Genomic DNA, 12,340 nt, shown 5'->3' with positions numbered 1-12,340 from the left:
GCCTGCGGCAACATGACGTGGGCACACAGCGTCGTGGAAGGGAACCCGATGAAGAAGCTCGCCTGCGTACTGGCCTCGGCCGCACTACTGGTCACGGGAGTGGTGGTCTCGGGGTCCCCGGCTCACGCCGTCGCGCCGGCCGAGGTGCTGCCCACACCGCAGGAGGCCTCCGACGAGGGCGTCGCGGTGGCGCTCGACGGTGCGGTCACCGTGGTGGCAGACACCGACGTCGACGCGCCGTCGAAGGCCGCCCTCACCGCCCTGCTCGACGCAGCGGGCGCCACCACCACCTGGGCGGAGAGCGCCCCCGGTTCCGGCACCGTCGTCCACCTGGGCGTCAGTGACGCGGACACGCAGGCGGTGGCCGCGGCGCTGGGTGTGGCGGACGCCTCCGGGCTGGCCGCCGACGGCTACGTCGTCGCGAACGGCATCGTCGACGGCTCCCCGACGGTGCTGCTGGAGGGCACCGATGCCACGGGTCTGTTCTACGCGGTGCAGACGCTGCGGCAGCTGGTGACCGTCGGCGCCATGCCCGCCACCACCATCCGGGACTGGCCGCTGATGTCCATCCGCGGCGGCATCGAGGGCTTCTACGGCATCCCGTGGAGCCACCAGGCCCGGCTGGACCAGCTCGAGTTCTACGGCGAGCACAAGATGAACACCTTCATCTACACGCCCAAGGACGACACCTACCTGCGCTTCAACTGGCGTGACCTCTACCCGGCCGAGGACCTCGAGAGGCTCGAGGAGCTGGTCACGCAGGCCAAGGCCAACCACGTCGAGTTCGTGTTCGCCCTCTCCCCCGGCAACGACATCTGTTACGCACTGGAGTCCGACTTCGACGCGACGGTGGCCAAGTTCGAGCAGCTGCGCGGCATCGGCGTGACCAGCTTCTACATCGCGCTCGACGACATCGACCCGTACCTGAAGTGTGACCTGGACCGCGAGACCTTCACCGCCCCCGGCTTCGAGAAGCTCGCCGACGGCCAGGCGCACTACCTGAACCGGATCGTCACCGAATACGTCGAGGTGCACTCCCTCAAGCCGCTGCAGACCGTCCCCACCAACTACTCGGGCTCCGGACCGGACGCCTACAAGCACCGCTTCGGCACCATGGTGGACGACTCGGTGCTGATCCAGTGGACCGGCGAGGGCGTCTTCTCCGACCAGATCACCATGGCCTCCGTGGCCGCGGCCGAGGTCAGCTACAACACCGACAACCTCTACATCTGGGACAACTTCCCGGTCAATGACGGCCAGCGCGACCGCCTCTTCCTCAACCCGTTCACCGGGCGCGCCGCAGACCTGTACCAGCACATCGAGGGCTTCACCTCCAACCCGATGATCCAGCCCTACGCGTCGCTGGTCGCGTTGGCCGGGTACGCCGACTACACGTGGAATGGTCCCGCCTACGACGCGCAGACCACGCTCGCCGCGGTCATCGACGAACTGGCCGGCGACGACGCGGCCGTGCGTGAGGCACTCGCGGTCTTCGTGGACCTGAACCAGGACTGGCGCCCCTACCGCCCCAGCTCCGAGCAGGCACCCGCCTTCGCCGCCGACGCCGCGGCCTGGTGGACGGCCCTCGAGGCGGGCGACGGCGCGGGCCGGGCGGCGCTGGAGGCCCGGGTGCAGACCATCACCGAACTCCCGGAGACCCTGGCCGCGATGGCGGAGCCCGGCTTCCACACCGACTCCCTGCCGTGGCTGGAGGCGGCCTCCCAGTGGGGCATCGCCATCCAGGCCGCGATGGTGGGCCTGGAGGCGGTGGCCGAGGGCGACGCCGACGCCGCCGCGGCTGCGATGCTCGCCTCGGTCTCGGCGCGGGATGCGGCCGCCACCACGCCGCGGGTCTCGGACCTGCGCGGCGACGCGGTGGCCGAGGACGTGATCATCCCGAAGGTCGGCGACGGCCAGTTCGACGTCTTCCTGCAGGAGGCCTACGAACACTACGAGGCCGCCCTGGGCGCGGCTCCGGTCCCGGGCGCCTCCCCGATCGAGGGGACGCCGTCGCGCTCCTCGGACCTGGGCCAGTGGCAGGACTACGCCCAGGCGCGCATGACCGATGGCGACCTCGGCTCCTACTGGTGGTCCAACGCCGCCCCGACGCCGGGCTCCTGGGTGCAGCTGGACCTGGGTTCGGCGCAGGAGGTGGGCAGCGTCGCCATCCACCAGGCCGACAACGACACCACCGCCGGTGACATGCTCTACGACGCCACACTTCGGTACTCGGTCGACGGCGAGAACTGGACCGACGCCAGCACGTTCACCAACGCGGTGGTCATCAAGCACGTGTTCCCCGAGCCGGTGCAGGCCCGCTACGTGCGGCTGGTCTCCAACGAGTCGAACAACAAGTGGATCAAGATCCGCGAGTTCCAGGCCACCGGGCCGGTGGAGGCGTTCGGCACCGACATCGACGTTGCTGACGGCTCCGCACCGAGCCTCGCGTTCGACGTCGACGTCCAGACCGCGCTCACCGGTACCGCGGCCGACGGCGACGTCCTGGAGCGCCAACTGACCGAGCCCCAGACCGGGGGCTCGCTCGTTCTGATCGGAGCGGCGGCCGGCGAGGTCGAGGTGCTGACGGAGGCCGGCTGGGCCACCGTGGGCGAGCTGGACCCGGCCGCGTCGTGGAACGGGATCGGCATCGACGACGACGTGACGTTCACCGGCGTGCGGGTCAGCTTCGCCGCCGGCGACGTGTCCGTCACCGAGTTCATCGTCTCCACCGAGACCATCACGCCCCCGACCGAGCCCACGGAGGAGCCGTCGGAGGAACCGAGCGAGGAGCCGAGCGGCGAACCGAGCGAGGAGCCAAGCGGCGAACCGACCACCGAGCCCAGCGAGGATCCGAGCACCGGCCCCACCGGGGAGCCCACCGCCGCCCCGACGACGACGCCCACCGCGTCGCCGACAGCGTCGCCGACCGCCCCCGGCGTCGACGTGTACTCGGAGCCGGGCGTGCACCAGGTCAACGGCCGCCTCTGGTACACCGAGTGCGAGCCGTACTCGCAGACCATCCGCTGCACCACCGAGATCTGGGCCACGCAGGTGGAACTGGTGGACGGTCGGTTCGTGGGCAGCACGGGCTGGAAGTTCAACAACCTCACCTACCTGCCGGGCATGACCAGGCAGCAGTGGAGCCAGAACCCGCTGGGCCACACCGGCTCCTGGGTCTCCGAGGAGGGGCGACGCTGGCGCACGGAGTGCGACACGGCCGTCACGGGCCAGGGCGGCTGCCGCAGCTACATCTTCGCGACGTTGGTGCAGTCCAGCCAGGCCGCCGACGGCTCCTGGTCCCACCGCACCGGCCAGGACTGGGTGTTCAACAACATGGTGAGGTTCAGCGAATGAGGCGGGCAGGGGGCGTATCGCTCATTGTGACGGTGCAGTTGAGACATCAGACGTGACACGGGAACCTGCCGTCGTTAGCGTCGGGCAGCAACCACACTGCTGTGCTCTGGAGGTCACCACACATGCGCCCATCGAAATCCCTGCTCGGCCTCGGCGCCGCAGTGGCCCTCGTGGCCACTCTCGGCCTGCCGCTGACATCGAACGCGGACCCGCTCCCAGCCGACGAGGTGGCGCCGCTCGCCGCCGGCGAGCTGCCCCCCACCATCCCGGCGATGTCCGACTGGACCGAGGGCGAGGGCCAGTGGGCCCTGACCGACGGCACCCGCATCGTCGCGCCTGAGGCGTTCGCGCCGCGGGCGCAGGTGTTGGCGCAGGAGCTCGACGTCTACCTCAACCCCGAGAAGGCTGCCACTGACGTGGTCCCGGCCACCCCGGGCGCGGTGGACGTCGTCACCTCCGGGGCCGACGCCGACGACATCGAGATCGTCCTCGACGACGCCCGCGCCACGGAGCTGGGCGAGGAGGGCTACGAGCTGGAGATCGCCTCCGACGGCGTCACCATCACCGCCGCCGACGAGCGCGGCGCCTTCTACGGCACCCGCTCGCTCTCGCAGCTGCTGCGCCAGGCGACGACGCTGCCCGCCGGCTCGTCGGTGGACGTCCCCAAGTACCTGGAGCGCGGCGTCACCCTGTGCGCCTGCCAGATCAACATCCAGAACGACTTCATCGACCGCCTCCTCACGGACATGGCGGACCTCAAGCTGAACCACCTCCTGCTGGAGATGAAGCTGGAGACCTCCGACCCGCGAAACAACACCTGGTCCTACTACACCCGCGACGACGTCGCGGAGCTGGTGGCCAAGGCGGACGTGCTCGGCATCGACGTGATCCCCGAGATCAACTCCCCGGGCCACCTCGGGATCTGGCTGGAGCACCGCCCGGACCTGCAGCTGCGCAACAACGCCGGCATCGCGCAGGAGAACCAGCTGGACCTCTCGCACCCTGAGGCCCTGAACTTCTACACGGGCCTGATCGACCAGTACGACGGCGTGTTCACCACCGACTACTGGCACATGGGCGCCGACGAGTACATGATCGGCACGAACTTCGGCAACTACAACGACCTGACGGCCTGGTCCAAGGCCGAGTACGGCGAGGACGCCACCATCGGCGACGCGTTCATCGCGTTCGTCAACGACGTCAACGACTACGTCAAGGACAAGGGCAAGCAGCTGCGCATCTGGAACGACGGCGTGATCTCCACCCAGGTGGTCCAGCTGGACCGCGACATCGTCGTCGAGTACTGGTACGCCGAGGGGCTCAGCCCGGCCACCCTGATCGAGCGCGGCTACGAACTGATGAACGCCAACTCGGTCCTGTACTTCTCCCGTTCCGCCCTGGTTTTCAAGATGAACTCCCAGAATCTCTGGAACAGTGAGTGGCACTTGGGAAGGTTCCCCGGCTCAAACGGCCTCCTGGACCCTGACAACGAGCACATTCGTGGCGCCAAGGTCTCCATCTGGCCCGACTCCTCGCACTGGCAGACGGAGAACGAGGTTGAGGACGAGGTCTTCGAGTCCCTGCGCTTCATCTCGCAGCTCACCTGGCAGGGCAGCCACGAGGACGCCCACGGCCAGGAGATGGACTGGGCCACGTTCGAGGCCGGCATCGAGTCCGTGGGCCGCAACCCGCTGTGGCTGAACCTCGAGCGCCAGCCGCTGGCCGACGGCATCTACTCCTTCGCCCTCAATGGCTCCGCCGAGGCCCTGCTGGGCGCCGGCGAGGCCCGCGGCGACGTCGTCGAGGACCTGCAGACCTGGCAGCTCACCTCCGCGCACGACCACTACTACCAGCTGAAGAACCTGGCCACCGGCGAGTGCCTGGCCATCACCGAGGGCAAGAAGCGGCTCGACGTCGTGGTGGGCATCGGTGCGCTGACCAACATGGTGGAGTGCGTGGACCCGAACGGCACCGCGCACGCCACCGGTCCGGAGCGCAACGTGCAGAAGTGGGCCATCATCCCGTCCGGGGAGGGCTTCATCCTGCGCAACGCCCTGAGCAACCAGGACCTGTCCACCATCAAGGGCGACGAGTCCAGCATCGACTTCTCCGCCACCCCGACCGTGACGGACCCGCTCGCGGACCAGAGCCTGCGCCCCGCCACCGGGACGCTCGCCCAGCTGCCGCCGCACCTGAGCGACGACGTGTGGACCGCCCGCACCGAACTGGGCGCCATCGCCACCACCGACACCTCCCTGATCCGCCCAGGCGTGGACGCGGAGATCACGGTCCGGGTCAGCGCCCCCAGCGCCGATGCCCTGTCCGACGTCGTGGTCACGGCCCCGAGCATCGAGGGCCTGACCTTCACCCCGGCCTCGGCCGAGCTGGGCGACATCGCAGCCGGTGAGGTGGGTGCGGCGACGTTCACCGTCGCCACCGATGGGACCGTCGGTGCGAACACCATCACCTTCGACGTCGCCTGGGAGGGCGGCGCCACCACCGCCGGCGTCGTGGTCACCGGCACCTGTGGTCCGACGTTCACCCCCACCGGGCTGGGAGCCAGCTCCGAGCAGACCAGCAACGAGCCGGCGCCGAACGGCTTCTGGGCCGCGGCGTTCGACGGTGACCCGGGCACGTACTGGCACTCCCGCTGGTCCGGCACCCCGGCCACCTACCCGCACTGGCTGAGCATGGACGCGGGCGAGCAGATGAGCCTGTGCGCCGTCACCCTCACGCCGCGCCAGAGCGGCGCCAACGGACGGGCCAAGGACGTCAACGTCTACATCTCCGACACCCCGTTCGGTGAGGACCCCGCCACCTGGGGCGAGCCGGCGGCCACCGCCGTCCTCGAGAACTCGTCGGTCGACCAGTTGGTCAGCTTCGAGCCGGTCGTGGGCCGCTACGTGATCGTCGAGGGCACCAGCAACTACCCGGCCGCCCAGAACGACGTGTGGATGACCATGGGCGAGGTGTCGCTGACCGGCACCGCCGCGACCTCCGGCCCGCAGCCGACCGTCACGGTGACCGCACCCACCCCGACGGTGACCGCCACCGCCACGGTCACGGCCACCGCGACCGCCACCGCCACCGCCACCCCCACGGTGACGGCCACGGCCACCGCGACCGCCACCACGACGACGACGGCCACCGCCACCGCGACCGCCACGTCGACGAACACGCAGACGGTGGAGGTGACCGTGACCCCCACGACCGCCCCCACCAGCAGCCCGTCGCGACCCGCTGACGGATCCTGGGTGTACACCACCCCGGGCTACCACGAGGTCAACGGTCGCAAGTGGTTCACCGACTGCGAGCCCTACTCGCAGACCACCCGCTGCACCACGCAGATCCTGGCCGCCACCGTCGTCGACACCGGCAACGGCTTCGAGCAGCGCACCGCATGGGTGTTCAACAACCTCACCTACCTGCCGGAGATGACCCGCGCCGCCTGGGGCGACAACCCGCTGGCCAACACCGGCGAGTGGACCATCGACGGGCGGCAGTGGCGCACCGAGTGCGACACGAGCACGACGGGCCGCGGCGGCTGCCGCAGCTACATCGTCGCCAAGGTCGTGGAGGCCGACGGTAGCGGCTACCGCTGGGTGACCAAGGAGGTCTTCAACAACCTGGTGCTGTTCAAGAGCTGACCCCTCGAGGCTCGCTGCCGCTCGCACCTCGGGGAGACTGTTCCCAGTTTCCCTGAGGTGCCGGGAAGCAGTCGCCGCCTCGAAGGGCACTCCTACCCGCCGATTGAGCCGGCCCCGACCACTCGGGGCCGGCTTTGTCGTCGTGACTACTGTGTAGGCGTGAGAAGCATCGCCCGGATCATGGGCACCGCAAGGACCCTGTGGCCGATGTACGTCGGCATCATCGCAGCGTCGGTACTGACGGCTGCCACCACGCTGCTGGCACCGTTCGTGATCGCCGAGGCCACGCAGACCGTCGTGGACATGGCCACGGGCGAGGGCGGCACGGTTACGACGCTGGTGTGGCTGGCGGTGGCGCTGCTGGGCATCATGCTGGCGGCGACGTTGTCCACCAACATCGGCGGCTACCTGGGTGACGTGATGAGCACGCGCCTGCGGGTGATCCTGTCCCAGCGCTACTTCGACAAGCTGCTGCGGCTGCCGCAGCGCTACTTCGACTCGGAGCTCACCGGCACCCTGATCTCGCGGCTGAACCGCTCCATCACGTCGGTCACGGACTACCTGCAGAACGTCGCCAACGGCTTCTTCACCACCATCCTGACGGTGCTGGCGGTGCTGGTGATCTCGGCGTTCCACTCCCCGTGGTTGGCGCTGCTGCTGGTCATCATCTACCCCACCTTCGTGTGGCTGACGGCGCTGACGTCGCGGCGCTGGCAGAAGCTGGAGACGCTGAAGAACGACGAGTACGACCAGGCCGGCGGCCGCTTCGCCGAGGTCATCGGCCAGATGCGGGTGGTGAAGTCGTTCGTCACCGAGCAGCTGGAGCTGAAGCAGTTCACGGGTCGCTTCGAGAAGGCCGTGGACATCACCAAGGAGCAGTCCAGGTGGTGGCACGCGATGGACGTGCTGCGTCGGGCGGTGCTGGACCTGGTGTTCTTCGGGCTGTACCTGATCATCTTCATCCAGACCGCCCGCGGCGAGTTCACCGTCGGCGCGATGGTGCTGCTGGTGCAGCTGGTCAACATCGCCAAGCAGCCCATCACCGGCATGAGCTACATCGTGGACAGCACCCAGCGCGCCGTCACCGGCAGCAACGAGTACTACCTCGTGATGAACCAGGCCGACGAGCCCCACAACCCCATGGACGAGGCCGCCCACGAGGTGGAATGGGTGGACACGGACCCGGTGATCACCTACGACGCCGTGGACTTCGGCTACGACGACGATCTCGTCCTGCGCGACGTGTCCCTGGCCATCCGGCGGGGCGAGCGGATCGCCTTCGTCGGTGAGTCCGGCGGCGGCAAGACCACGCTGGTGAACCTCCTGATGAAGCTCTACGTCCCCACGGCGGGCACCATCACCGTCAACGGCCGCGCCACCACCGAGGTGCCGACGGCGGCGCTGCGCGGCGAGATCGGCGTCGTGTTCCAGGACGCGTCGCTGTTCTCCGGAACGGTGCGCGGCAACATCGCCTACGGCCGCACGGGAGTCAGCGACGAGGAACTGCGTGAGGCCGCTCGCCGGGCGAACGCGCTGGGCTTCATCGAGAAGCTGCCCAACGGCTTCGACACCGAGATCGGCGAGCGCGGCATCAAGCTCTCGGGCGGGCAGAAGCAGCGGATCGCCGTCGCCCGGGCCATGCTGAAGGACGCGCCCATCCTGGTGCTGGACGAGGCGACGTCGTCGCTGGACACCAAGGCCGAGCGCCAGGTGCAGGCGGGGCTGGAGGAGCTGATGGCAGGCCGGACCACGTTGATCATCGCCCACCGCCTGTCCACCATCTCCACCGTGGACCGGATCGTCACCATCCGCGACGGCGCCATCGACGAGGTGGGCACTCCCGCCGAGCTCGCCACCACCGGCGGCATCTACGCCGAACTCCTCGCGCTGCAGGGCTCCACCTCGAAGGCGGACCGCGCGAAGCTGCTGAACTGGGACATCACCCAGTGACCCTGTGACAGGCCCTGGTCACATCCCGCCCCGTGACCCCCTCCCGGGTTTGACTGGGGCCATGGGCAACCAGCCGGAGGGATTCGCGTACTCGGTCCGCAAGGACGGCACCGTGGTGATCACGCACCACGGGCGGCAGGCGGGGCTGTTGCGCGGGCGGCGGGCCGCTGACTTCCTGGCTGACGCGGAGGCCGGCGACGAGCAGGAGCTGATGGCCCGCCTGACCGGCAACTACAAGCACGGCAACGAGCGCACCGCCCGGGACCACCCCCGCAACCGGCGCCGCTGACCGGCGCACTCGGCACCGGAGACGGAGCCATCTGCGCCACCCTGTCGAAGTGCACGCATTAGGGCGTTCTCATCTGGTTCTCACCCACCGCTCAGCACCGACCGCTTGAATCGAGCGCATGTACAACTGGTCTGTCCTCGTCCCCGGTGGTGGTGCCTGATGCGAGTTCTCGTGTCCGGGGCCACCACCCCTGCCGGGCGCAGCGTGCTGGACCAGCTCCGCGCCCGCGACGTCCACGCCATCGGCGCCGACCACCACCCCGCACCCCACCCGGGCGACTGGGTGCAGCTCCCCGCCGTCGGGGACCCGCACTACGTCAACGAATTGGCTGCGGCGGTTGCCCGCCACCGGGCCGACCTGCTGATCCCCACCGGTTCCGACCTGCACCTCGTCGGGGCCGCCACCAACCTCCCGCAGGCGGTGATCGCGCCGCTGGAGGCCGTCGTGGCCGCCAACGACAGGTGGCTCACCACCCGCAGGCTCGCCGCGGCCGGCATCGCCGTCCCGCTGTCGGTGCACGGCTGGCAGGTGTCGCGGCCCGTCCAGGACCTGATCGGGGCACCGTTCGTGGTCCGCTCGCGCACCGGTCACAGCAACGGCATCCGCGTGTTCGAGGACTGGGCCGACGCCCCCGAGTTCTCGTCGGCCGAGATCGTCACCGAGCTGGTCCCGGGCAGTGCCTTCCGCGCCGACGTCCACCTCACCGAGGACGCCCGCGACGACGTCATCGCCACCACCGCCCACACCGAGGCACCGGCGGGCCGGAGGGTCGAGCGCACCGACGCCCCCGACGTAGCGGCCCTGGCGCTGTCCGCCTGCCGCGAGTTGGGGATCCTGGGGCCGGCCGAGGTGGACGTCCGCCGTCGCGCCAACGGCACGCCCGTGGTGCTGGGCGTCAACGCCCGCTTCGGGGCGCACAGCCACCACTCGCCGGAGATCCTGGGAGCCGTGCTCTCCCGGGCCAAGGTGGGGGCCTGATGGGCAAGAATGAGTTGGTGTCCACCAGAGGATCGAAGAAGGAGCCGCGCCGGGTGACCATCCGGCAGCGGATCTCGCTCGCACTGGTGCTGCCGGTGATGTTCGCCCTGGCCGTGACGGGCACACTGGTCTACTTCCTGGAGTCGCAGGCCATCGAGCGGCGCGTCACGACGGAGCTGGCGGGCAACCGCGAGGAATTCACCGTGCTCGCCACCGAGGGCGTGGACCCTGACACCGGGCTCCCGTTCGCGGGGCCGTCGGAACTCCTGCGGGTCTACCTGACCCGTTCGGTGCTCAGTGCGCACGAGGGCGAGGTGGGCTTCGTCAACGGACGCCTGCAGTGGCAGTCGTCGAGCAACGCCGTATTCACGCCCGAGACCGACGAGGAACTGATGGCGCACCTGACGCCGCTGACCACCCTCGACGTCGTGTCCAGCGGAGCCATCACCACTGCCCTGCACGAGTACCGCTACATGGTCACGCCGGTCCACTTCCCCGACGAGTCGGGTGCGCTGGTGCAGGTGCACGACTACGACGGCGCACGGGCGGAACTCCACCAGACGATGCTGGCATTCATCCTGGTGGCGGCGGGCGCGACCCTGGCGGTGGCAGCTGTGTCCTGGCTGCTGGTGAGCCGGCTGCTGAAGCCGGTGGAGGAGCTCCGGGTGGCCGCGGAGAGCATCCGCGAGAACGACCTCACCAGCCGCGTCCCCGAACGCGGCAACGACGACCTGACGAGACTCTCGGTCAGCATCAACCACATGCTCGACCGGCTCGAGAGCTCCGTCGACGGGCAGCGCAGGCTGCTCGACGACGTCGGCCACGAGCTGCGCACACCCATCACCATCGTGCGCGGCCACATGGAACTGATGGACGTCGACGACCCGGGCGACGTCCGCCAGACCCGGGAACTGGCCCTCGACGAGCTGGACCGGATGGGCGGGCTCGTGGGGGACCTGCTGACTCTGGCGAAGTCCCAGCAGAGCGACTTCGTGAAGCAGGAGTGGTACTCGCTCGCCACGCTGACGGACCAGGTGCTGGAACGCTCCCGCGGGCTCGGTGACCGCAGCTGGCGGCTGCGCAGCATCGAGTCCGCCGACGCCTGGCTGGACCCGGACCGGATCACCCAGGCGTGGCTGCAGCTGGTGGCCAACGCCGTGAAGTACTCCGAGCCCGGGACCGCCATCACGCTGGCCTCCGAGCTGGTGCGCGGCGAGGTGCACCTGAGCGTCGAGGACCGCGGCACCGGCATCCACCAGGCCGACATCGAGAAGATCCGAACCCGCTTCGGCCGCGGCCGGGGCGTGTCCGAGAAGGCGGGCGCCGGGCTGGGACTGTCCATCGTCGAGAGCATCGTCGAGGGCCACCGGGGCCGCCTCGACATCGAGTCGGAGTACGGTGTGGGTTCCACGTTCACGCTGGTACTGCCGTTGGCCCCCGAGAAGGAGAACTGATGAGCACGATCCTGATCATCGAGGACGAGGCGCGGATCGCGTCGTTCGTCGCCAAGGGCCTGAAGGCCGCCGGGTTCACCACCCACATCACCGCCTCTGGGGTGGAGGGCGCAGCGCTCGCCGTGCACGGCAACTTCGACCTGGTGATCCTCGACGTCGGCCTCCCCGACATCGACGGCTTCGAGGTGCTCGAACGGGTCCGCGGCCAGGGCGTGAACGTGCCCGTCATCATGCTGACCGCCCGCGCGTCGGTCACAGACCGCGTCACCGGCCTCGAGGGCGGCGCCGACGACTACATGCCCAAACCGTTCAGCTTCGAGGAACTCCTCGCGCGCATCCGGCTGCGGCTGCGCAAGGAGTCCATGGCCGACGCCTCGGCCACCGAGCTCTCGCACAACGGGTTGACCCTGGACCTGCGCACCCGGCAGGCGTCCGTCGACGGCAAGGCCGTGGACCTTTCCGCCCGCGAGTTCACGCTGGCCGCCACGTTTCTGCAGAACGCCGGCCAGGTGCTCAGCCGCGAGCAGCTGCTGAGCAACGTGTGGGGTTACGACTTCGACCCGGGCTCCAACGTCGTCGACGTGTACGTCCGCTACCTGCGCACCAAGCTGGGCAAGGAACGCTTCGAGACCGTCCGCGGCATGGGCTACCGCCTGGTCTGAGTCCAC

Annotated in this window: 7 protein-coding genes; all 7 read left to right on the top strand. The window is 69.4% G+C overall.

What is annotated here, in order from left to right; all coding sequences use genetic code 11:
* Window positions 1-48: 48 nt before the first annotated feature.
* Entirely contained in the window at window positions 49-3,354 is a 3,306-nt protein-coding gene (locus ACYU7G_RS02200) for a beta-N-acetylglucosaminidase domain-containing protein (protein WP_461104306.1), read from the top strand.
* Window positions 3,355-3,476: 122 nt separating this feature from the next.
* Window positions 3,477-7,001 (top strand): family 20 glycosylhydrolase, encoded by a 3,525-nt coding sequence (locus ACYU7G_RS02195; protein WP_461104304.1) that lies wholly within the window; start codon window positions 3,477-3,479, stop codon window positions 6,999-7,001.
* A gap of 159 nt (window positions 7,002-7,160) precedes the next feature.
* Complete coding sequence (locus ACYU7G_RS02190; protein WP_461104302.1) at window positions 7,161-8,951, top strand: ABC transporter ATP-binding protein; 1,791 nt, start codon at window positions 7,161-7,163, stop codon at window positions 8,949-8,951.
* Between the two features lie 61 nt (window positions 8,952-9,012).
* The gene (locus ACYU7G_RS02185) at window positions 9,013-9,240 is read left to right on the top strand and encodes a hypothetical protein (protein ID WP_461104300.1); all 228 of its coding nucleotides are present in this window, start codon (window positions 9,013-9,015) and stop codon (window positions 9,238-9,240) included.
* Window positions 9,241-9,399: 159 nt separating this feature from the next.
* Complete coding sequence (locus tag ACYU7G_RS02180; protein ID WP_461104298.1) at window positions 9,400-10,218, top strand: ATP-grasp domain-containing protein; 819 nt, start codon at window positions 9,400-9,402, stop codon at window positions 10,216-10,218.
* Between the two features lie 17 nt (window positions 10,219-10,235).
* A complete protein-coding gene (locus ACYU7G_RS02175) occupies window positions 10,236-11,672 on the top strand; it encodes a sensor histidine kinase (RefSeq protein ID WP_461104296.1) in 1,437 nt (478 codons plus the stop codon).
* Entirely contained in the window at window positions 11,672-12,334 is a 663-nt protein-coding gene (locus ACYU7G_RS02170; RefSeq protein WP_461104294.1) for a response regulator transcription factor, read from the top strand. The genes ACYU7G_RS02175 and ACYU7G_RS02170 overlap by 1 nt, the downstream gene beginning before the upstream one ends.
* Window positions 12,335-12,340: the final 6 nt, after the last annotated feature.

Source organism: Tessaracoccus terricola (genome assembly GCF_054776555.1).
Note: the sequence above shows the minus strand (reverse complement) of the source record. Positions and strands in the feature narration are given on the sequence as shown.

Bases quoted from the DNA above. Each gene is read 5' to 3' on its own strand.
- ACYU7G_RS02200 (WP_461104306.1), top strand. From the start codon at position 49: ATGAAGAAGCTCGCCTGCGTACTGGCCTCGGCCGCACTACTGGTCACG.
- ACYU7G_RS02195 (WP_461104304.1), top strand. From the start codon at position 3,477: ATGCGCCCATCGAAATCCCTGCTCGGCCTCGGCGCCGCAGTGGCCCTC.
- ACYU7G_RS02185 (WP_461104300.1), top strand. From the start codon at position 9,013: ATGGGCAACCAGCCGGAGGGATTCGCGTACTCGGTCCGCAAGGACGGC.
- ACYU7G_RS02180 (WP_461104298.1), top strand. From the start codon at position 9,400: ATGCGAGTTCTCGTGTCCGGGGCCACCACCCCTGCCGGGCGCAGCGTG.
- ACYU7G_RS02170 (WP_461104294.1), top strand. From the start codon at position 11,672: ATGAGCACGATCCTGATCATCGAGGACGAGGCGCGGATCGCGTCGTTC.